The organism is Kitasatospora sp. NPDC023118, assembly GCF_055560875.1.
Genome location: NZ_JBVHHW010000013.1, coordinates 21,580 through 41,618, shown reverse-complemented (window position 1 = coordinate 41,618; position 20,039 = coordinate 21,580). Strand labels below are relative to the sequence as shown.

Sequence of the window (20,039 nt, the reverse complement as noted above, 5' to 3'; positions counted from 1 at the left end):
GGGCTACTCCGGGAGGTGCGGTTCGGTGGGCTGGGAGGCCAGGGCCTGCGAGCTGCGGGCTGCGTAGTCGCGGTCGCCGACCAGGACGGCGTCCACGCCGTCGGTGTCGGACAGGCGCACCTGCACGGCCTCGCGCAGCGAGGTGGGGAGGTTCTTGCCCACGTAGTCGGCCCGGATCGGCAGCTCGCGGTGGCCGCGGTCGACCAGGACGGCGAGCTGGACGGCGCGCGGGCGGCCGATGTCGCTCAGCGCGTCGAGCGCGGCGCGGATGGTGCGGCCGGAGAAGAGCACGTCGTCGACCAGGATCACCAGCTTGCCGTCGATGCCGCCGGGCGGGATCTCGGTGTGCTCCAGGGCGCGGGCCGGCTTCAGCCGCAGGTCGTCCCGGTACATGGTGATGTCCAGGGTGCCCAGCGGGATCTCGCTCCCGGTGATCTGGGCCAGCCGGGCGTGCAGGCGGCGGGCGAGGTGGACGCCTCTGGTGTGGATGCCGAGCAGCACGACGTCCTCCGCGCCCTTGGCGCGCTCGACGATCTCGTGCGCTATCCGGGTGACGACCCGGGCGATGTCCGTGCCGTCCAGCACCTGGTGCGGCGGCCGCGGCGTCGGTTCTTGGTGTGTGGTCATGCCGAAGCGGACCTCCTTCCCCGCCTCACGGGACGGGCCTTAAAGGATGTCTGGGATCTGCCCCCGCCGAACCGGGCGTGGGCTTCGGGTCATCCTATCAGCGCCCCCGGAGGCAAGTGGACGTCCATCATTCCGCTTCACCGGGTTAACGCCCCGGATGCGCCGACGATGCGAGCTATTCGCACGACTGCCCCATTCGGCTTGACGCAACACCTTACTCTACGTAACCTCACAGTGAGTTACGAGACGCGCGTCGAACCCACCGGTAACGACGTCGGCAATCGCCCGTGACCCACCACTGAACGCGAAGCAATCTCGTCCGGGGAGATCAATGTCCAGCGACTACGCGAAGCAGCTCGGAGGCAAGCTCCGAGCGATCCGCACTCAGCAGGGTCTCTCCCTGCACGGTGTCGAGGAGAAGTCCCAGGGGCGCTGGAAGGCAGTCGTCGTCGGCTCGTACGAGCGCGGCGACCGTGCGGTCACCGTGCAGCGGCTGGCCGAGCTCGCCGAGTTCTACGGCGTTCCGGTGCAGGAGCTCCTGCCCGGCGGTACGCCGGGCGGCGCGGCCGAGCCGCCGCCGCGCCTGGTCCTCGACCTGGAGAGACTGACCCAGGTTCCGTCCGAGAAGGCCGGCCCGCTGCAGCGCTACGCGGCGACCATCCAGAGTCAGCGCGGCGACTACAACGGCAAGGTCCTCTCGATCCGCCAGGACGATCTGCGGACGCTGGCCGTGATCTACGACCAGTCGCCGTCGATCCTCACCGAGCAGCTGATCTCCTGGGGTGTGCTCAACCCCGACGCGCGCCGCGCGGTGCGCGAGGAGGACGCGAGCTGACGCTCGCCGCACCGGCTCCCATCGGTGAGCAACACCGAGTAGTACCAAGCAGAAACGTCACGGCGCGGTCCCGGGGGTTCGGGGGCCGCGCCGCGGTGTCTCCCGGCGACGTCCGGTCAGCAGACCGTGCCCAGGCTGTAGCCCGGCTGCGCCGCGACGCCGTCCAGCCGCACCGGCCGGGCGGCCGGCGCCCAGTCCGGCCCACCGCTGGACCAGGCCCAGGCGGCCGGCAGGTACTCGCCGCAGGAGGCGGCCGAGCCCTGCGAGCCGTGCAGCACCGCGACGCCCGGCAGCTCCAGCGCCAGCCCGGCGCAGAGCACTGCGCAGACCAGCTCCAGGTCCTCGTCGTTGATCCGCACCACGCCGTCCTCCCACTGCAGCACCCGGGCCGCGGCGGTGAGCTTGCCGTCCGGCGCGTCCACCCGCAGGCGCAGCTCGTACACCCCGGCGCCCGCGCCGACCAGCATCCGGCGGAACACCTCGCCCCCGCGCTGGTAGGCGGCGCGCACCCAGCGGTCCTGCTCCTCGTCGACCTCGCCCGCGCCCCCGTACAGGCCGCCGTCGAGCAGCAGGTCGACGTGGCAGAGCGTCAGCCCGCTCTCCCGGGCCCGGACCAGGCGCGGCACGAAGTCCCCGGCCAGTTCCTCGCCCCGGTAGGCCAGCAGCTGGGTCCGCAGCGGCGGGTTGACCAGGTAGCGGTCGCGCGCGGCGGGCTCGGCCGGGTCCAGCCGGTGCAGCAGGCAGAACTCCTCGAAGTCCTGCGGGTGGAACATCCGGGCCCGGACGGTCTCGAACCGCTCCAGCGCGTCGGCCAGCAGCTCGGCGGTGTCGGCCAGGTAGCGCTCGAAGTCGGGGGCGTCGCACACGCCCCAGGCGCGGGCCCGCTGGAAGTCCGCGGCGTTGGTGAGCACCCCGATGACGAACGCCTGCTCGGCCCCCTCGGCCGGCCGCGGCCGGTGCGGCGCCCGCAGCGCGGGCCGCAGGCCGCCGGCGGTGCAGTCGGAGTTACGGCGGGCGCGGCCCTTGCGGCTGGTCATCGAGGCTCCTGGCGTCGGCGGGCGACCGTCGGCGGTGTGACGGTCAGCGGCGGGGGCTCGCCGCTGACCGTGTTACTCCCCAGTTCCGCGCGCCACACACGTACGGCGTGTCACAGGAATGTAACCATCGGTAATACCGGTCGTCGCCTCCGAGTCACCTCACGCCGAACGCGGCACCCGGGCCAGCTGGCGGGACTGGGCGACGAGGCGGCCGGCCTCGTCCCAGATCTCGGCGTCCTCCTCGAAGTAGCCGCCGGCCAGGTTGCGGGTGGCGTGGGTGACCCGCAGCCAGCCCGGGACCGGCCTGGCCCGCAGGTGGACGGTCAGTTCGACGGTCGGGGCCCAGCCGGGCAGGCCGAGGTCGAAGGTGACCGGCGGCAGCGCGTCGGCGACCAGCAGGAGCAGCAGCGGGTCGGGCTCGCGGCCGTCGCGGAGCCGGAACCAGCCCTGGATCCGCCCGTTGCCGGAGGGCTGCCCGAGCGCCCATCCGACGGTGGCCGGGTCGAGCCGCAGGTCGAAGCGCTCCAGCAGGGCGGCCTGCTCGATCAGCTGCCGCGGCGCGTGCTCGACGCCGATGCACTGGTCCGGCGGCGGCAGTTGCGGCGGGGCGGCGCTGGTGCGCACCTCACCGTCGGCGGCGGCGAGGTCGCCGTGGCTGGCCACCACCCGCAGCCGCTCGACGCCGTCCTGACTGAGCGAGGCGGTGCCGGTGGACAGGCCGCGGCCGGTGCGCAGCACCTCGGTGCGGACGGTGGCCGGGCCGGGGGTCGAGGCGGACAGGTAGTAACCACTGATCGACACCGGGTCGGGGTGCTCACCGTGCTCCAGCGACAGCGCGTGTCCGGCCACGGCGAGCAGCAGCCCCCCGTTGACCCCGCCGCCGATCTGCCAGCCGGCACCGAGCTCGGCGTCGTAGCGGCCGGCCTCGTCGGGGTGTCTGGTCAGGGCGATGCCCTGGTCGAACTCGCTGCGGGTCGCAGTGGTCATGGGGGTGGCCTGCCCTTCAAGTTACTGGCGAGTAGGGCTCCACATTACGCCTGCCGGGTGAAACGCGGAACGGCCGTCGGATCCGAGATCTCGGATCCGACGGCCGTCCGCAGGGCATGACCGCTACCGGCGGATGCTCGGCTTCAGCTCCAGGAAGCGGGCGAGCATGCCGTTCACGAAGGCCGGGGAGTCGTCCGTGGAGAATTCCTTGGCGATCTCGACGGCCTCGTCCAGGACGACCGCGTCCGGGACGCCGTCCTCCCAGATCAGCTCGTACGCGCCGAGCCGCAGGACGTTGCGGTCCACGATCGGCATCCGGTCGAGGGTCCAGCCCACCGCGTACTGCTCGATCAGGTCGTCGATGCGACGGGCGTGCTGGACGTACCCCTCGATCAGCTCCATGGTGTACTCGCCCACCTGCGGGGTGCCCTCGTCGGGCTTCGGCTCGCGGGCGCGGGCCACCCAGTCGGCGAGGACCTGCTGCGGGTCGACCCCGCGGTGGTCGGCCTCGAAGAGGATCTGGAAGGCGCGGGTACGGGCCTTGCTACGTGCGGCCGACACGGACTTACTTCACCCGGCCGAGGTAGCTGCCGTCGCGGGTGTCGACCTTGACCTTCTCGCCGGTGGTGATGAAGAGCGGGACCTGGATCTCGGCACCGGTCTCCAGCGTGGCCGGCTTGGTGCCACCGGTGGAGCGGTCGCCCTGGACGCCCGGCTCGGTCTCGGCGATGACCAGCTCGACGGCGGCCGGGAGCTCGATGTACAGCACCGCGCCCTCGTTGGTGGCGACCAGGGCCTCGAAGCCCTCCAGCAGGTACTTGGCCGCGTCGCCGACGACGGCCGGCTCGACGGTCAGCTGGTCGTAGGTGTCCATGTCCATGAACACGAAGTTCTCGCCGTCCTTGTACGAGAACTGCATGCCGCGCTTGTCGACGTTGGCGGTCTCGACCTTGGTGCCGGCGTTGAAGGTCTTGTCGACGACCTTGCCCGTCAGGACCTCCTTGAGCTTGGTCCGAACGAAGGCCGGGCCCTTGCCGGGCTTGACGTGCTGGAACTCGACGACGGACCAGAGCTTGCCGCCCTCCAGCTTGAGGACCATGCCGTTCTTGAGATCGTTCGTGGAAGCCACGGGCGCACTTACTCCTGGATATAGCTGTCAAGGAACCAAGGGTTTGCGTCCTGCCGCCGACGGCCTTCGGGGGCCGCCGTCACAGGGCGAGGAGCTCCTTGGTGGTGATGGTGAGCAGCTCGGGCCCGCCCTCTTCGAGGGGGCGCACGACGAGCGTGTCCTCGATCCGGACCCCGCCCTTGCCCGGGAGGTGGACCCCTGGGCCGACGGTGACCGGCACGCGGCTGTCCAGTTTACCCATGTCCGACGGACCGAGGCGCGGCGCCTCCCGGATCTCCAACCCGATGCCGTGGCCCACCGGGTGCGGCGAGGTCTCGCTGTGGCCCGCCGCCTCCAGGACCTGCCGCGCGGCCCGGTCGGGTACGCACTGCTCCACGCCCGGTCCGAGCGCCTCCCGGCCGGCCCGCTGGGCACGGAAGACCAGCCGGTGCAGCTCGACCTGCCAGGGCGCGGGGGCGGCGCCGATCACGAAGGTCCGGGCGGTCGAGACGCGGTAGCCGCGGTACTGGGCACCCATCACCACGGTGAGGAAGTCGCCCTCCTCCACGCGGCGGTCGGTCGGCTGGTGGGCTGGCTGGCCGGAGTGGCTGCCGGTGCCGACCGAGACCGGGAAAGCGGCCCGGTCGGCGCCGTGGTCGATCATCCGGCGCTCCAGCTCCATCGCCAGGTGCCGTTCGGTGCGGCCGACCAGGATCGACTCCAGCAGCTCGCCGAGCGCCTGGTCGGCGATCTCGGCGGCGATCCGCAGGTCGGCGATCTCGTGCTCGTCCTTCACCACCCGCAGCCGCTCCACCACCTGGCCGAGGTCCGCCAGCCGGGCACCCTCCGCCAGGCTCCCCACCGCCCGGTGCCGGGTGACGGTCAGGTCGTGTTCCTCCACCGCCAGGTCCCGCACCCCCAGCCGCGCGGCCGCGGCCGTGGCGGCCAGCGCGGTGTCCGCCCCGGCCGACACCGGCATCTGGGTGACGTCGGCGGCGATCAGGTGCTCCCCCGAGTCGTCCGGCGGCAGGTCGTCCGGCACCGCCAGCAACGCCCGCTCCCTGGTCAGCAGCAAGGTCGCCCCGCAGGGCGCGCAGCCCGTCAGATACCGCACGTTCGCCGCCCGGGTGACCAGCGCCGCATCGGCCCCGGCCGCACTGCAGTGCTCCCTCACCCGCTCCCGCCGCCCCGTGTACGCATCGGCCATGCGTCGAGCCTACGAACCCCCGGCCCGAACCGCCCGCCGAGCACCCCCGGGGGAGGGCGACGGTCGCACGCCGCTGCTCGTTCTCGGCCATCGGGCCCCCGCGCACGCCTGCGGGAATGGGCGGGACGGAGTTCACGTTGAGGCAAGATGAAAACGACTTCCATTTCGGTGTACGGTTTCGACCCAGCCCCCGAACCCGACACCCGAGGCCCAGGAGGACCCCCATGGCCCGCAGCGAACTACGCCCCGTGATCAAGCTCCGCTCCACCGCCGGCACCGGCTACACGTACGTGACCCGCAAGAACCGCCGGAACGACCCGGACCGGATGGTCCTGCGCAAGTACGACCCGGTCGTGGGCCGGCACGTCGACTTCCGCGAAGAGCGCTGAACGAACGCACCGCAACCACCCGGCGGAGCCCAGCCAGGAAGTCCGGAATCCACCCCGGCTACCGCCCGGTCGCCTTCCGTGACAAGGTCGGCGGCCTCGCCTTCCTCACCCCGGCCTTCGGCCGGGGGACCCCCACGACGGTCACCGGTGACCGCACCGTCGAGTGGGAGGACGGCAGCACCTATCCGGTGATCGGCGTCGAGAGCTCCTCGGCGAGCCACCCCTTCTACACCGGCCAGTCCCGGGCGCTCGACACCGCCGGCCGGGTCGAGCAGTTCCGCCGCCGGTACGGCGACCGGCACTGACGACGAACGAAACGGCGCCTCCCCGCCCGGGGGAGGCGCCGTTTCGGCGTACGGAAGCGGCCTCAGCGCGGCGGCGGGACCGACACCACCATGGTCAGCCGCAGCGCCCGCTCCCCCGCATTGCGGTAGACGTGCGCGTACGAGGCGTCGAAGGAGACCGTGCTGCCGGCCGGTACCGGGTGGTCCGTACCGTCGTGCACCAGGGTCAGCTCGCCCTCGTCGACCCGGACGATCTCCACCGTCCCGGCCGGATGCGGATCGGAGGAGTACTCCTCGCCCGGCTCCATCCGCCACTCCCACAGCTCCAGCGGCCCGGGCGCCTCGATCCCGTGCAGCAGGGTGCCGGTCCCGCCGCTCACACCGGTCCAGAGCGGCACGGCCTGGTCGCCGGGGATGATCCGGACGTCCGGGCCCTCCTCGTAGTCGAGCAGCGTGGCGATGGAGACGCCGAGCGCGTCGCCGAGCCGGACCACGGTGGCCACGCTCGGGTTGGTGCGGCCCTGCTCGATCTGGACGATCATGCCGCGGCTCACCCCGGATCGGGCGGCGAGGGCGTCCAGGGTGTGGCCGCGCTCGGCGCGCAGCCGCTTGAGGTTCCGGGCGAGGGCCTGGGAGACGAGGTCGGGGTCCGGCACGCGGGCAGTCCTCCGGTGTCCACAGTACGGAAAGTGCAGAATATTGTTCGGCGAAGTCCAACTTGGTGAACTACGCTGCCTTCTCGGCAACGAGTCCATCCGACTGTACTTCGGAGTGCATTGTGCTGTCCTCGATCTCCTGGCACCTCCAGTGACCGTCCTGCTCGCCCTCTGCGCCAGTCTGCTCACCGGCCTGGGCGACTTCGGCGGCGGCGTCCTCACCCGCAGACTGCCCGCACTCGCCGTCGTGGTCATCTCCCAGGCCGCGGCCACCGTCGTCCTCCTCCTCGCGGTCCTGGCCACCGGCGGCTGGGCGGACGCCTCCCCCGCCCTCTGGTACGCCGTCGCCGCCGGGGTGATCGGCCCGTTCGCGATGCTCGCCTTCTACCGGGCGCTCGCGCTCGGCCCGATGGGCGTGGTGTCCCCGCTGGCCACCGTCGGCGTCGTGGTGCCGGTCGGCGTCGGGCTGGCGCTCGGCGAGCGACCCGGTCTCGGCCAGGTGGCCGGGATCGCGGTGGCCGTGGCGGGCGTGGTGCTGGCCGGCGGCCCCGAGCGCGGCGGGCCGACCGCCGCCCGTACGGCCCTGCTGCTCACCCTGGCCGCCGCGTTCGGCTTCGGCACCAACATGGCCCTGCTCGCCCAGGCCTCGGCCGGAGGAGGGCTGCTGCTCATGCTGTGCGTCCAGCGGCTCGTCAACGTCGCCGTCGGCGGCACCGCGCTGCTGATCGGCCTGCGCGGTACCGACACCTCCGGGCTGCTGCCCGAGCTGCGCGCCCGGCTGCCCCTGCTCACCGCCGTCGGGCTGGCCGACGTCGCCGGCAACGCCACGTACGCGATGGCCTCGCACAGCGGCTCGGCGGCGGTGGCCGCCGTGCTCGCCTCGCTCTACCCCGTCGTCACCGCGCTGCTGGCGCGCGGAGTGCTCAAGGAGCGGCTGCGCCCGGTCCAGGTGGTCGGCGCCGGGCTCGCCGTCGCGGGCACGCTGCTGCTCGCGGCAGCGTGACCGACGGGCTACTCCGCGGGCGTCCAGCGCTTCTCGACCCCGGCCAGCTTCCAGTAGGCGATCGCGATCGCCCACACCACCACGAACAGCCCGGCGATCGCGTACCCGACGTTGTCCAGCGAGATGTCCGCGATGAACCCGGTGACCGGGTCGGTCAGGTCGAGCTTCTCGTGCAGCACCCCGACCAGCTCGATGGTGCCGATGATGAAGGCCACCGCGATCGACAGCCCGGTGATGGTCAGGTTGTAGTACACCTTGCGCACCGGGTTGGAGAACGCCCACTGGTACGCGAAGTTCATGAAGGTCCCGTCCAGGGTGTCGAACAGGCTCATCCCCGCCGCGAACAGCAGCGGCAGGCAGACGATCGCGTACCAGGGCAGCCCGGCCGCCGCACCCGAGCCGGCCATCACCATCAGGGTGACCTCGGTCGCGGTGTCGAAGCCCAGGCCCAGCACCATGCCCACCGGGAACATCTGCCCGGGCCGGGTGATCGAGCGGGTCGCCCGGTTCAGCACCCGGGCCATAAGGCCGCGCGAGTTGAGGTGCTCCTCCAGCTGAGCCTCGTCGTACTTCCCGGCCCGCATCGAGCGGAACACCTTGAGGATGCCGAGCAGCGCCGCCAGGTTGAGCGCGCCGATCAGGTAGAGGAAGGCGCCGGAGGCCGTGGTGCCGACCAGCCCGAGCCACTTGTGGGTGGCCGAGTCGTCGTCCATCAGCGTGTTCGCCAGCTGCGCGCCGCCCGCCACCAGGGCGGCCATGATGACCACCATCGAGGAGTGCCCGAGGGCGAACCAGAAGCCGACCGAGACCGGCCGCTTGCCGTCCGCCATCAGCTTGCGGGTGGTGTTGTCGATCACCGCGATGTGGTCGGCGTCGAAGGCGTGCCGCATGCCGAGGGTGTACGCGGTGATGCCCAGGCCCACCCCGAAGACCTGGGTGCCGACGGCGTAGTTGTGCGGCGCGACCAGGAAGACGAGCGTCCCGAAGGCCACCACGTGCATGGCCAGGATCACCCCCATCAACCCGGCCGTGCGGAGGGTGTCCTCGCGCTTCCATCTGAAGGTGGGCAGGACGGAGGGGGCCGCCTCGACGGGCGCGGCGGTTTCGGGCAGGGTCATCTTCGGATCACGCTCCAGCACCTCGTGGAATGACTTCGTGAGATGCCGTGGCCGGTCTCCTGGCTTACGGGGCTTCCGGACCCGCCTTCCCAAGCGCACGAGGCGCCCAGTGGCACGTGGGTACGGACAACTCTCCCCCGATCACAGTGGCGAGGGCCGCTCCGGACTGGGACCCCTGAGGTTCCGTCACCGGTCTTCCCGAGCACCACGGCGGGGAACACCGTAGGGCTCCGGCACCACCCTCGCAAGGTTGCGCACCTGTGCAGGTGTCCAGGATCACAGGCCACTGCCTGCAAGAATGTCCGCATGCATCTCGTACCGGCCGACCGCGCGGGCCACCGCACCATCGACGGCCACCGGGTCTGCGAGGCCATCGCCGCGATCGGCGACACCGCGCACGTCCGGTCCTGGGCCGAGCGGTTCTCCCTGCTCGCCGACCCCGGACGGCTCGCCCTGCTGCTCGCCCTGCACCGAGCCGGCCCGCTCGCCGTCACCGACCTGGCGGTTGCCACCGGCATGCGCGACCCCGCCGTCTCCCAAGCCCTGCGACTGCTGCGCACGGCGGGCGTGGTCACCGGGGACAAGGACGGACGCGTGGTGCGCTACCGGCTCGCGGACAACAGCATGCGCCCCCTCCTCGACGAGTGCGCCGCCGGAGAGCACCACGAACCCACCGCAGCGGCGGGCTGACCGACACTCGGGCCCGGCCGTCTCTCGCAAGGGGCACCCCGGGAGCGGCCCGGATGAGTACGATCATGAGGTGCCGTCCCACCCCCACGTCTGGCCCGCCGACCGCTGGAACACCCGCCCGGTCAAGGCCCGCGTGCTGGCGGTCGCCCGCACCCTCACCTCGGCGACCCGGGTCCTGGACGTCCTCACCCTGCTGAACCAGGACGGCATCGAACGGTACTTCACCGTCAACCCCGGCTCCGCCTTCGCCGACCGCGGCCTCACCGACTACCTGCGCGGCCTGCCCGGCTACACCGTGCTGGAGTGGGAGGACGCCGTCCGCCGCCGCTTCGACCTGGCCGTCGCCTGCGCCGTCCACGCCTCCATGCACCGGCTGGACGCCCACCTGGTCGTTCTCCCGCACGGCGCCGGCTACAACCGCCTGGTCACCGAGTCCACCGGCGACACGGTCAGCGCCGCGGGCCTGTCCCGCAACGAACTCACCCACCGGGGGCGGGTGTTCGTGGACGTCCTCGGCCTCTCCCACCCCGAGCAGCTGGATCGGCTGCGGGTCTCCTGCCCCGAGGCCCTGGACGTCGCCCGGGTGGTCGGCGACCCGTGCTTCGACCGGATCCTCGGCAGCGAACGCTCCCGGGACGCCTACCGCGCCGCACTCGGCGCCGTCGACGGCCGCCGGCTCGTCGTCGTCAACTCCACCTGGAGCGGGCACTCGTTACTCGGCCGCCGCCCCGACCTGCCCCGCCGCCTGGTCCGCCGGCTGCCCGCCGACGAGTACACGGTGGCCGTCGTGCTGCACCCCAACATCTGGAGCCGGCACGACCCCGAGGCCCTGCTCGACGACGCCCGCCGGATGGGTCTGCGGCTGATCCCGCCGCACCAGGGCTGGCAGGCCGCGCTGGTCGCCGCCGACTGCCTGATCGGCGACCACGGCTCGGTCTCCGTCTACGGCGCCGCCCTGGGCCGCCGCACCCTGCTGGTCGCCACCGGCGCCGCCGAACTCGACCCGCACTCCCCCAGCTACGCCTTCGGCCAGGCCGCGCCCGTCCTCGACCCGGACGGCGACCTCGCCGCCCAGCTCGAACAGGCCCTGGCCCGGGACCCGGCCGACCTCAGCGACATCACGGACCGCTCGCTCGCCCACCGCGGCGAATCCGCCCGGCTGCTGCGCCCGCTGCTCTACTCCTTCCTGGAGCGCCTGGACGAACCCGAGGGCGAACCCGTCCTTCCGCCCTACCCCAAGCCCGTCCCGCGCCCCGGCGGCACCGACCGGCCCACCGCGTACGACGTCGAGGGCAAGAGCGAGGGGACGGAGGTCAGCCTGCGGCGCTACCCCTTCGACCCGAACGACCCCGCCCCGCGCGGCTTCCACGCGCTCACCGACGACCACCCGGGCGACGCCCTGCGCTACACCGCCGAGGTCCTCGCCCGCACCGAGCCGCACGCCGAACACCCCGCCGCCCACTGGCTCGCCGACACCGCCGCCGAACTCCCCGGCCTCGCCGTCGCGGTGGCCGCCCTCGGCCCGGCCCGCCACCTGCTCAGGCTGCACACCGGCCAGCTGCTGGAGGCCCTCGCCGAACGGGACTTCGGCCGCGCCGAGCCCGTCCTCGACCCGCTGCTGCTCGGCTCCGCCGTGGCCTCCTGGCTCGCCGACGGCGGCGACCCGGCCGGCCTCCCCGAACACGGCCTCACCGTCCGCACCGGCGAGCACCGCACCCGGGTGTCCTTCCGGACCGGTCCTTAGGCCCGCAGCTCCCGCAGCCGGGCGCGGCTACGCTCCGCCAGCTCCGGGTCGTGCAGCTCCTCGGCCAGGGCGACCAGCAGGGTGTGGGCCTGGGCCTCCTTGGGGTACTGCTTGCGCTCCCCGGCCCGGCGGGCGCAGTCGCCCGCGGCCGCGACGGCGAGGTCGAGCTGCCCGAGCGCGCGGTGGGCCCGGGCACGGACCAGCGGCAGCTTCATCAGCATGTCGTGGTCCGCGGTGGCCTCGGCCCGCGCGGCGGCCCCGGCCAGCACGGTCAGCGCCTGCTCCGGGCGTCCGTCCGCGATCAGCGCCTGCGCCAGGTTGTAGCTCTGCACGATCTCGCCGTGAGCGTCGCCCCGGTTCTCCGCCAGGGCTCGGGTGAACCGGTCCACCGCCTCGCCCGGGCGGCCGTCGGCCAGGCAGAGCAGGCCGTCCGTCTCGAGCAGCACCCCCACCACCCGGCGCTCGGCCACCAGCGGCAGCTGCGCCTCGGCGAGCGCCAACTGCTCGGCGGCCGGCCCGTACTCCTTGCGCTCGTAGTGGGCGCGGGCGAGCTGGTTGCGCATCCGGACCACGGCGTCCGGCTGGTTGTCCCACTGGGCCGACTCGACGCCGAGCCGGTGGGTGGCGATCCAGTCCTGGTAGAGCTTGCGGCCGTGGTAGAGCGGCCACAGCGACTCGCAGAGCCGCCACACCTCGCCGTGCCAGCGCTGCTCGGCCGCCGCCTCCACCACCGCGCGCAGGTTGGCCCGCTCGGCGTGCAGCCACTCCAGCGCCGCCGCCCCGGAGGCGAAGCCGGGCAGCCCCTCGCCGCCGGCCTCCTGCAGCCGCAGCCTCGACCCCATCGCCCGGTCGGCCAGCGAGGACCGGCCCCGGTAGTACGCCACCACCCTGGCCAGCAGCTCGGCCCGGCCCGGGAGTTCGCGGGTACGGCCGTAGGCGTGCAGCCGCACCACGTCATGGGCGCGGAAGCGCTCCTCGGAGTCGTCGGCGTCCAGCACCTCGTCCACCAGGTGCACGGCCCGCAGCTCCGCCAGCGCCTTGGCGGCCTGCTCGACGCCCGTCGCGCGCGCGAGTTCGGCCGACACGAAGGGGCCGGGGTGCACACCGATCAGCCGGTAGAGCGCCCGGCCCTGCGGCGACAGCCGCTCGTACACCGCGTCGTAGGTCGGGCCGAGGTCGCTCCCCTCGTCGTCCAGCATGGCCAACCCGCCCTCCCGGTCGCGCAGTTCGGCCACCACCCGGCCGACCGGCAGGTGCTCCCGGTCGAGCAGCTGGCTGCCGACCGCGTTCAGCGCGAGCGGCAGCCCGCCGCACTCCTCGACCAGCGCCGCCAACTCCGCCTCGGTGCCCCGCCCGGCGCCCAGCCACCGGCGCACCAGCTCGGTTCCGGCCGCCCCGCTCAGCGGCCCGAGCTGCCGCACCTCGGCGCCGTCCATCCGCAGCGCGGGCAGCCGCCGCCGGCCCGCGACCACCACCAGCCCGCTGGACGGGAGCAGCGCCCTGACCTCGGCGGCGTGCTCGACGTTGTCCAGGAAGAACAGGCAGCGGCGCTCGGCGGTGACGGTCCGGAACTTGGTGAACCGCTCCGCCTCCACCGCCGGGGGCTCGGAGCCGAGCGCGCGCAGGAAGCCGGCCAACAGTTCGGGCAGGTCCACCCCGCCCTGGTGCCGGTAGGCCAGCAGGTCCGCGTAGAGGTCTCCGTCCGGGAACCTGGCCCGGTGCTCCTCGGTGAACTTGGCGATCAGCTCCGTCTTCCCGACCCCGCCGAGGCCGGTGAACACCACGATCCCGAGCCCGCCCGCCTCCACCCGTCCCAACGCACCGGTCAGCGCGGCGAGTTCCGGCTCGCGGTTGACGAAGGGGCCGTGCGGCGGCCGGACCTGACGGGGCCTCGGCACCGGATCCGACTGGTGGAAGTGCACCGCCCCGATGCTGCCGGCCTGCACCACGTGGCCGCCCACCGTGGCGCCTGACACGGTGTTCGTCACCTCGCGCCGATCCATCCGCGTGCTCCCTCCGGCCGGTCGGGGCCCAGCCTACGGGGCCGGGCGTGCGGCCGGTGGGTGGATCAGCCGTTCAGGCCGCTTGGCAGGTCGGGCACCAGAACAGGTTGCGGGCGGCGTGCTCCTCGGTCCGGACGTCCGTGCCGCACACCAGGCAGGGCATCGCGGCGCGGCGGTAGACGTACACCTCGCCGCCGTGGTCGTCCACCCGGGGCGGGCGGCCCATCGCCTCGGGGGTGTGCTCGGGGCGGACGGTGTCGATCCGGCCGGCGGCGACGCCCTCGCGCATCAGGGCTACCAGGTCGGCCCAGATCGCGTCCCACTCGCCGCGGGTGAGGTCGCGGCCGGCCCGGTGCGGGTTGATGTGGTGCCGGAACAGCACCTCGGCGCGGTAGACGTTGCCCACCCCGGCCAGCACCTTCTGGTCCATCAGCAGCGCGGCGACGGTCGTACGGCTGCCCGATATCCGGCGCCAGGCGGCCTCCGGGTCGGCGTCGGCGCGCAGCGGGTCCGGGCCGAGCCGGGCGGCGACGGCGGCCTTCTCGGCACCGGTGATCAGCTTGCAGGTGTTGGGGCCGCGCAGGTCGGCGTAGCCGTCGTCGTTGGCCAGCCGCAGCCGGACCAGCCCGACCGGGTCGGGCGCGGGGCCGGTGCCGAAGGTGAGACCGCCGTAGAGGCCGAGGTGGATATGCACCCAGGCGCCTTCCTCGAAGCCGAGAAAGAGGTGCTTGCCGGTGGCCTCCGCGCCCGTGAGCAGCTGCCCGTCGATCACCTTGGCCTCGTCGGCGAACCGGCCCTGCGGGCTGGAGACCGCGACCGGGCGGTCACCGAAGGCCTTGCGGTTCTCGGCGGCGAGGCGGTGGATGATGTGGCCTTCCGGCACGGGCGTCAGCTCCCCGAGAGGTGGTACGGCAGGACAGGGTCCATCATCGCAGCCGCGACCGACAGCTCCACGACTGCACAGGTCAGCGGACCGGCATGCCCATCAACCGGGCCAGGATGACCCGGTCCAGCTCGGCGGCCGTACCGGCGACGTCCAGGTAGGAGTTGTCGATGATCGGCAGCCCGGAGTTGTACCAGCCGGCCATCCGCCCGTGGATCCGCGCCACCTCTTCGTCGCCGAGCCGCCGGGTGCCGCTGCGGCGGGCGTTGCGGCGCAGCACCGAGTCCAGGCTGGGCAGCAGGACGACCGGGATCATGCCGGGGCCGATGTGCCGCTTCCAGCCGCCGAGGCCGATCGCCGGGCGGTCCGGGAAGACGGCGTCGTCGATGATGCAGGAGATGCCGTTGGCCAGGTAGTTGCGGCAGGCGAAGCCGCAGGTGCGGCGGGCCAGCCGGTACTGGGCCTCGGAGGCGTTGTTCCAGCCGGACTGCGGGTTGGCGAAGCCGGACTGCACCCACTCCCGGACGTCGTCCAGGCTGATGTGCGCGGTCGGGGTGGCCCGGCGCTCGGCCCAGTACCGGGCGACGGTGGTCTTGCCCGCCCCGGCGGGGCCGATCAGCAGCACGGCGATCGGACCGGCGGGCGCGTGCCGCTGCGGCGGGTGGACGGGGAGCTGGACGGGCGCGCCGGTGGGCAGCACGAAGTGCCCGGTGCCTCCGGCCGGAACGGGCGCGCTCGGCGCGGGCGCGGGCGCCACGGCCGGAGCGGGTGCGGGAGCCACGACCGGAGCGGGTGCGGGCACAACAGCCGGAGCGGGTGCGGGAGCCGGAGCGGGCACCGCACCGCTGGAAGACGCAGGAGCGGCGGCCGGCCGAACCGGCGGCGGCGGAGGCTGAGGCGGCGGAACCGACGCCCCCGACGGGGACACCCCCGCACCGCCCCCCGGTGGCACCGGCGGAGCGGCGGGACGCGGCGGGACCTGCCCACCTCCGGCGTACTGCGTCACGGCACCTCCCGACACTTTCTCAGCGGGGACACTACACGGCGGCCCGGCGGCGGGCACAGTCCGCCACCGGGCCGCCGGTTCGCCCCCTTCGCTCCGACCTCGGCCGACATCAGCTCAGGTCAACCCGCAGGCGGCTCGGGGCAACTCAGATCCGGTCAGGTCGGTTCGGGTCGGTTCGGATCAAGTCCGGTCGTCCCACGCCGTTTCAGATCGGTCGCGGCTCACCGCGAGGTGAGCCGCTCCGCCAGCGCCCGCAGCGCCAGCTCGTACGAACCGATCCCGAACCCGGCGATGGTGCCGGAGGCCACCGCGGCGATCACCGAGTTGTGCCGGAAGGTCTCCCGGGCGTACGGGTTGGAGATGTGCACCTCGATCAGCGGCGCGGTGCGCTGCGCGGCGGCGTCCCGCATCGCGTACGAGTAGTGGGTGAACGCGCCCGGGTTGATCACCACGGGCACCTTCCCGTCGGCCGCCTCGTGCAGCCACTCCACCATCTGCTGCTCGGAGTTGGTCTCGTGCACCTCGACCTCGAAGCCGAACTCCTTGCCCAGCGCGGTGCAGCGCTCGACCAGTCCGGCGTACGAGGTGGCGCCGTAGACGTCCGGCTCACGGCTGCCCAGCCGACCGAGGTTGGGGCCGTTGAGCACCATCACCCGGGTCACGCCGAGACCTCCGCGTACGCGGCGACCAGCAGGGACGGGTCCGGGCCCTCCAGCACGGAGGTCTTGCCGAGGCCGTCCAGGACGACGAAGCGGATCAGGTCGCCGCGCGACTTCTTGTCGATCTTCATCGCGTCGAGCAGCTTCGGCCAGGCGTCCGCCCGGTAGCTCAGCGGCAGGCCGACCGAGGCCAGCACGGTGCGGTGCCGGTCGGCCGTCTCGTCGTCCAACCGCCCGGCCAGCCGGCCGAGTTCGGCGGCGAAGACCATGCCGATGGAGATCGCCGCGCCGTGCCGCCACTTGTAGCGCTCGTTGCGCTCGATGGCGTGGCCCAGGGTGTGGCCGTAGTTGAGGATCTCCCGCCGGCCGGACTCCTTGAGGTCCCCGGAGACCACGTCGGCCTTGACCTGGATGGCGCGGCGGATGAGCTCGACGGTGTGCGGGCCGGCCGGGGTCTTCGCTCCCTCCGGGTCGGCCTCGATCAGGTCGAGGATGGCCGGGTCGGCGATGAAGCCGCACTTGATGACCTCGGCGAGGCCGGAGACGTAGTCGTGCTTGGGCACGGTCTCCAGGGTGCCGAGGTCGGCCAGCACGCCCACCGGCGGGTGGAAGGCGCCGACCATGTTCTTGCCCTCGGCGATGTTGATGCCGGTCTTGCCACCGACGGCCGCGTCCACCATGCCGAGCAGAGTGGTGGGCATGGAGATCCAGCGCACCCCGCGCAGCCAGGTCGCGGCGACGAAGCCGGCCAGGTCGGTGGTGGCGCCGCCGCCGAGGCCGACGATGACGTCACTGCGGGTGAACCCGGTCTGCCCGAGCACCGACCAGCAGTACGCGGCGACCTCGGCGCTCTTCGCGTCCTCGGCGTTGGGCACCTGGAGCGCGATCGCCTCGTACCCCTCGCCGGCCAGGTCGTCCCGGATGGCGTCGGCGGTGGCGGCCAGCGCCTCCGGGTGGATGATCGCGACCCGCTTGGCACGGCCGCCGATCAGCGGCGCCAGCTCACCGAGCAACTGGTGCCCGATCAGCACGTCGTACGGGTCGTGGCCGGCGCTGCCGCCGACGTGGATCCTGACGATGTTGTCAGTCATGGGGGGTCTTCAGCTCCAGTGCTTCCAGTACGGCGTCCGCGACCTGCGCGGGGGTGCGGCCGGCGGTGTCGACCACGGCGGTGGCCACCTCCAGGTAAAGGGGGCGGCGCGCCTCCATCAGCTCGCGCCAGCGGGCCCGCGGGTTGACGGCCAACAGCGGGCGCGGGGCGTCCAGGCCGACCCGCTTGACCGCGTCGCCCAGCGGGACCTCCAGGAAGACCACCGGCAGCTCGCGCAGCAGCTCACGGGTGGCCTCGGCCATCACCGCGCCGCCGCCGAGCGCCAGCACCCCGCCGTGCTCGGTGGCGGCGGCCCGCACGGCGGCCACCTCCAGCTCGCGGAAGTGCGGCTCGCCCTCGTCGATGAAGATCTCCGGGATCGGCTTGCCGGCCAGCGCCTCGATGTCGGCGTCGGTGTCCCGGAAGCCGACGCCCAGGCGCTCGGCCAGGGCCCGCCCGACGGTGGACTTGCCGCTGCCGGGCGGGCCGACCAGCACCACGACGGGGTTGGTCATCGGATGATCAGGTGGTCGAGGTAGTTCTCCACGTTGCGACGGGTCTCCGACACGTTGTCACCGCCGAACTTCTCGTTCACCGCGTCGGCCAGCACCAGAGCGACCATCGCCTCGGCGACGATCCCGGCCGCCGGCACCGCGCAGACGTCCGAGCGCTGGTGGTGCGCCTTGGCCGGCTCGCCGGTGCGCACGTCCAGGGTCTGCAGCGCCCGCGGCACGGTGGCGATCGGCTTCATCGCGGCGCGCACCCGCAGCACCTCGCCGGTGGACAGGCCGCCCTCGGTGCCGCCGGAGCGGCCGGAGGTGCGCTTGACGCCCTCGGGGGTCGGGACGATCTCGTCGTGCGCCTTCGAACCCGGCACCCGGGCCAGCTCGAAGCCGTCGCCGACCTCGACTCCCTTGATCGCCTGGATGCCCATCAGCGCGGAGGCCAGCCGCGCGTCCAGGCGGCGGTCCCAGTGCACGTGCGAGCCGAGGCCCACCGGCACGCCGTACGCGAGCACCTCGACCACGCCGCCGAGGGTGTCGCCGTCCTTGTGGGCCTGGTCGATCTCGGCGACCATCGCCTTCGAGGCGTCCGCGTCCAGGCAGCGCACCGGGTCGGCGTCCAGCCGGGCCTCGTCCGAGGGCAGCGGCAGCACGCCGGCCGGCGCCTTGGCGGCGGCCAGTTCGACCACGTGGCTGACGATCTCGATCCCGCAGGTCTCCTTCAGGTACGAGCGGGCGACCGCGCCCAGCGCGACCCGGGCGGCCGTCTCGCGGGCGCTGGCGCGCTCCAGGATCGGCCGGGCCTCGTCGATCGAGTACTTCTGCATGCCGGCCAGGTCGGCGTGGCCGGGCCGGGGGCGGGTCAGCGCCTCGTTGCGGGCCAGGCCGGCCAGCACCTCGGGGTCGACCGGGTCGGCCGACATGACCTGCTCCCACTTCGGCCACTCGGTGTTGCCGACCATGATCGCCACCGGGCTGCCCATGGTCAGGCCGTGCCGGACGCCGCCGAGGAAGGTCACCTCGTCCTGCTCGAACTTCATCCGCGCCCCGCGGCCGTAACCGAGCCGACGGCGCGCCAGCGCGTCGGCCACCACGGCGGTGGTGACCGGTACACCGGCGGGCAGGCCTTCCAGCGTCGCGACGAGTGCGGGGCCGTGCGACTCCCCCGCCGTCAGCCAGCGCAACGTACCCAACGGAGCTCCTTCATCAGCGGACCGGTCCACGGCACCGCCGCGGCCCGCCCCGGGCGTGCCTTGTGCCTGAATCCTTTCATGCCCCGGCGGCACCCGGGGTCACAGTCCGCGTGACGGACAGCAACCGGTCACCATCCGGCCGTGGGGTGGCCGCAAGCTGCGACTCAGCGCCCCGCCAACGCCTTCTCGCCCGCCTCGCGCATCGCCGCCAGCGGCCCGGGCCCGCGCCCGGTGAAGGCCTCGCTCTGCAGCACCGCCTGGTGCACCAGCAGGTCCAGCCCGCCCAGGACGGTCGCCCCGCGCGCGGCGCAGGCGGCGGCCAGCGCCGTCGGCCACGGGTGGTAGAGCACGTCGAACAGCGCCCCCGGCGCGGCGGGCAGGACGGCCGCGAAGCCATCCGTCGCGCCGACCGGCGTGGTGGAGACGGTCAGCGGCCGCTCCAGCGCCTCGGCCCCGCGCTCCCAGTCGGCGGTCCGGACGACGACGCCGAGCCGCTCGCCCAGCTCGGCCATCTCCCGGGCCCGCTCGGCGCTGCGCACGTAGACCGTCACCTCGCCGGTGCAGATCGGGGCGAGCGCCGCCAGCGCCGAGGAGGCGGTGGCCCCGGCGCCCAGCACCGCGGCGGCGGACACCTCGGTGATGCCGCGCTCGCGCAGCGCGTTGACCAGCCCGGGCACGTCGGTGTTGTCCCCGGTGCGCCGGCCGTCGGCGGTGAACACCACGGTGTTGACCGCGTCCACCGAGCGGGCCGTCGCGCTGACCTCGTCCAGCAGCGGGATGACCGCCCGCTTGAGCGGCATCGTCAGCGACAGCCCGGCCCACTCGGCCTCGTCCAGTCCGGCGATGAAGCCGGGCAAGCCGGCCTCGTCGATCTCGAAGCGGTCGTAGCGCCAGTCGTCCAGCCCGAGCGCCGCGAAGGCGGCCCGGTGCAGGTCCGGCGAGAGCGAGTGGGCGATCGGCGAGCCGAGGACGGCCGCCCGGTGCTTGCTGGTCAACGCTGCCCCTCCGTGGGCGGGT

The 20,039-nt window shown here is 73.4% G+C and carries 22 protein-coding genes and 1 riboswitch; of the genes, 6 read left to right on the top strand and 16 right to left on the bottom strand.

Features of this window, described 5'->3' with window-relative positions:
- Positions 1–3 precede the first annotated feature (3 nt).
- Positions 4–627, bottom strand: a complete 624-nt coding sequence (gene pyrR, locus ACZ3UD_RS18455; RefSeq protein ID WP_380614063.1) for a bifunctional pyr operon transcriptional regulator/uracil phosphoribosyltransferase PyrR — start codon at positions 625–627, stop codon at positions 4–6.
- A 331-nt stretch (positions 628–958) separates the two neighbouring features.
- Between pyrR and bldD the strand changes: the two genes are divergently transcribed.
- Positions 959–1,462, top strand: coding sequence for a transcriptional regulator BldD (bldD, locus tag ACZ3UD_RS18450; protein ID WP_030056198.1), 504 nt, complete (start codon positions 959–961; stop codon positions 1,460–1,462).
- Between the two features lie 116 nt (positions 1,463–1,578).
- On the opposite strand, the gene ACZ3UD_RS18445 is transcribed toward bldD, so the two are convergent.
- The 5 genes from ACZ3UD_RS18445 to ACZ3UD_RS18425 all read right to left on the bottom strand — a co-directional run bounded on the left by ACZ3UD_RS18445 (position 1,579) and on the right by ACZ3UD_RS18425 (position 5,801).
- Positions 1,579–2,499, bottom strand: coding sequence for a hypothetical protein (locus tag ACZ3UD_RS18445; protein WP_465588192.1), 921 nt, complete (start codon positions 2,497–2,499; stop codon positions 1,579–1,581).
- Positions 2,500–2,658: 159 nt separating this feature from the next.
- Positions 2,659–3,486, bottom strand: a complete 828-nt coding sequence (locus ACZ3UD_RS18440; RefSeq protein WP_465588189.1) for a thioesterase family protein — start codon at positions 3,484–3,486, stop codon at positions 2,659–2,661.
- 123 nt (positions 3,487–3,609) lie between these two features.
- Positions 3,610–4,047 carry a transcription antitermination factor NusB gene (nusB, locus tag ACZ3UD_RS18435; RefSeq protein ID WP_030290257.1) on the bottom strand — a complete coding sequence of 146 codons (438 nt, stop codon included), beginning with the start codon at positions 4,045–4,047 and terminating at the stop codon, positions 3,610–3,612.
- A 4-nt stretch (positions 4,048–4,051) separates the two neighbouring features.
- Positions 4,052–4,615, bottom strand: a complete 564-nt coding sequence (efp, locus tag ACZ3UD_RS18430) for an elongation factor P (RefSeq protein WP_355669804.1) — start codon at positions 4,613–4,615, stop codon at positions 4,052–4,054.
- Between the two features lie 79 nt (positions 4,616–4,694).
- Complete coding sequence (locus ACZ3UD_RS18425) at positions 4,695–5,801, bottom strand: M24 family metallopeptidase (RefSeq protein WP_465588184.1); 1,107 nt, start codon at positions 5,799–5,801, stop codon at positions 4,695–4,697.
- Between the two features lie 224 nt (positions 5,802–6,025).
- On the opposite strand from ACZ3UD_RS18425, the gene rpmG reads away from it, so the two are divergent.
- The gene (gene rpmG, locus ACZ3UD_RS18420) at positions 6,026–6,190 is read left to right on the top strand and encodes a 50S ribosomal protein L33 (RefSeq protein ID WP_465588181.1); all 165 of its coding nucleotides are present in this window, start codon (positions 6,026–6,028) and stop codon (positions 6,188–6,190) included.
- Entirely contained in the window at positions 6,187–6,495 is a 309-nt protein-coding gene (locus tag ACZ3UD_RS18415) for a type B 50S ribosomal protein L31 (RefSeq protein ID WP_465588715.1), read from the top strand. The genes rpmG and ACZ3UD_RS18415 overlap by 4 nt, the downstream gene beginning before the upstream one ends.
- Before the next feature lie 62 nt (positions 6,496–6,557).
- Here the strand turns inward: ACZ3UD_RS18415 and ACZ3UD_RS18410 are convergent, their stop codons facing one another.
- The gene (locus tag ACZ3UD_RS18410) at positions 6,558–7,130 is read right to left on the bottom strand and encodes a helix-turn-helix domain-containing protein (protein WP_465588178.1); all 573 of its coding nucleotides are present in this window, start codon (positions 7,128–7,130) and stop codon (positions 6,558–6,560) included.
- Between the two features lie 151 nt (positions 7,131–7,281).
- Here ACZ3UD_RS18410 and ACZ3UD_RS18405 point away from each other — a divergent pair, with 151 nt between their 5' ends.
- On the top strand, positions 7,282–8,133 hold the full coding sequence (locus ACZ3UD_RS18405) for an EamA family transporter (protein WP_465588175.1): 852 nt from the start codon (positions 7,282–7,284) through the stop codon (positions 8,131–8,133).
- 8 nt (positions 8,134–8,141) lie between these two features.
- On the opposite strand, the gene nicT is transcribed toward ACZ3UD_RS18405, so the two are convergent.
- On the bottom strand, positions 8,142–9,251 hold the full coding sequence (gene nicT, locus ACZ3UD_RS18400) for a Nickel transporter NicT (protein WP_465588172.1): 1,110 nt from the start codon (positions 9,249–9,251) through the stop codon (positions 8,142–8,144).
- Positions 9,252–9,283: 32 nt separating this feature from the next.
- Positions 9,284–9,476: riboswitch (cobalamin riboswitch) on the bottom strand.
- 81 nt (positions 9,477–9,557) lie between these two features.
- Here nicT and ACZ3UD_RS18395 point away from each other — a divergent pair.
- Both ACZ3UD_RS18395 and ACZ3UD_RS18390 read left to right on the top strand, forming a co-directional pair.
- On the top strand, positions 9,558–9,941 hold the full coding sequence (locus tag ACZ3UD_RS18395) for an ArsR/SmtB family transcription factor (RefSeq protein WP_465588169.1): 384 nt from the start codon (positions 9,558–9,560) through the stop codon (positions 9,939–9,941).
- 70 nt (positions 9,942–10,011) lie between these two features.
- Positions 10,012–11,685, top strand: a complete 1,674-nt coding sequence (locus ACZ3UD_RS18390) for a hypothetical protein (RefSeq protein ID WP_465588166.1) — start codon at positions 10,012–10,014, stop codon at positions 11,683–11,685.
- Here ACZ3UD_RS18390 and ACZ3UD_RS18385 read toward each other — a convergent pair.
- The 8 genes from ACZ3UD_RS18385 to ACZ3UD_RS18350 form a co-directional block, all read right to left on the bottom strand.
- Positions 11,682–13,673 (bottom strand): AAA family ATPase, encoded by a 1,992-nt coding sequence (locus ACZ3UD_RS18385; RefSeq protein WP_465588164.1) that lies wholly within the window; start codon positions 13,671–13,673, stop codon positions 11,682–11,684. The genes ACZ3UD_RS18390 and ACZ3UD_RS18385 overlap by 4 nt on opposite strands.
- Positions 13,674–13,761: 88 nt before the next feature.
- Entirely contained in the window at positions 13,762–14,571 is an 810-nt protein-coding gene (locus ACZ3UD_RS18380; protein WP_465588161.1) for an Fpg/Nei family DNA glycosylase, read from the bottom strand.
- Between the two features lie 82 nt (positions 14,572–14,653).
- Complete coding sequence (locus ACZ3UD_RS18375) at positions 14,654–15,523, bottom strand: AAA family ATPase (RefSeq protein WP_465588712.1); 870 nt, start codon at positions 15,521–15,523, stop codon at positions 14,654–14,656.
- A 275-nt stretch (positions 15,524–15,798) separates the two neighbouring features.
- Positions 15,799–16,227, bottom strand: coding sequence for a type II 3-dehydroquinate dehydratase (gene aroQ, locus ACZ3UD_RS18370; protein WP_465588710.1), 429 nt, complete (start codon positions 16,225–16,227; stop codon positions 15,799–15,801).
- Between the two features lie 8 nt (positions 16,228–16,235).
- Positions 16,236–17,327 (bottom strand): 3-dehydroquinate synthase, encoded by a 1,092-nt coding sequence (gene aroB, locus ACZ3UD_RS18365; protein WP_465588158.1) that lies wholly within the window; start codon positions 17,325–17,327, stop codon positions 16,236–16,238.
- On the bottom strand, positions 17,320–17,841 hold the full coding sequence (locus ACZ3UD_RS18360) for a shikimate kinase (RefSeq protein ID WP_465588155.1): 522 nt from the start codon (positions 17,839–17,841) through the stop codon (positions 17,320–17,322). The genes aroB and ACZ3UD_RS18360 overlap by 8 nt, the downstream gene beginning before the upstream one ends.
- Positions 17,838–19,022 carry a chorismate synthase gene (aroC, locus tag ACZ3UD_RS18355; RefSeq protein ID WP_465588152.1) on the bottom strand — a complete coding sequence of 395 codons (1,185 nt, stop codon included), beginning with the start codon at positions 19,020–19,022 and terminating at the stop codon, positions 17,838–17,840. Before aroC ends, ACZ3UD_RS18360 begins: the two co-directional genes overlap by 4 nt.
- A 164-nt stretch (positions 19,023–19,186) precedes the next feature.
- Positions 19,187–20,017 (bottom strand): shikimate dehydrogenase, encoded by an 831-nt coding sequence (locus tag ACZ3UD_RS18350; RefSeq protein ID WP_465588149.1) that lies wholly within the window; start codon positions 20,015–20,017, stop codon positions 19,187–19,189.
- Positions 20,018–20,039: the final 22 nt, after the last annotated feature.

Coding starts and splice junctions, on each gene's coding strand:
- aroB (WP_465588158.1), bottom strand. CDS start 17,327: ATGACTGACAACATCGTCAGGATCCACGTCGGCGGCAGCGCCGGCCAC.
- ACZ3UD_RS18425 (WP_465588184.1), bottom strand. CDS start 5,801: ATGGCCGATGCGTACACGGGGCGGCGGGAGCGGGTGAGGGAGCACTGC.
- bldD (WP_030056198.1), top strand. CDS start 959: ATGTCCAGCGACTACGCGAAGCAGCTCGGAGGCAAGCTCCGAGCGATC.
- ACZ3UD_RS18445 (WP_465588192.1), bottom strand. CDS start 2,499: ATGACCAGCCGCAAGGGCCGCGCCCGCCGTAACTCCGACTGCACCGCC.
- rpmG (WP_465588181.1), top strand. CDS start 6,026: ATGGCCCGCAGCGAACTACGCCCCGTGATCAAGCTCCGCTCCACCGCC.
- ACZ3UD_RS18440 (WP_465588189.1), bottom strand. CDS start 3,486: ATGACCACTGCGACCCGCAGCGAGTTCGACCAGGGCATCGCCCTGACC.
- ACZ3UD_RS18395 (WP_465588169.1), top strand. CDS start 9,558: ATGCATCTCGTACCGGCCGACCGCGCGGGCCACCGCACCATCGACGGC.
- nicT (WP_465588172.1), bottom strand. CDS start 9,251: ATGACCCTGCCCGAAACCGCCGCGCCCGTCGAGGCGGCCCCCTCCGTC.
- ACZ3UD_RS18360 (WP_465588155.1), bottom strand. CDS start 17,841: ATGACCAACCCCGTCGTGGTGCTGGTCGGCCCGCCCGGCAGCGGCAAG.
- aroQ (WP_465588710.1), bottom strand. CDS start 16,227: ATGGTGCTCAACGGCCCCAACCTCGGTCGGCTGGGCAGCCGTGAGCCG.
- pyrR (WP_380614063.1), bottom strand. CDS start 627: ATGACCACACACCAAGAACCGACGCCGCGGCCGCCGCACCAGGTGCTG.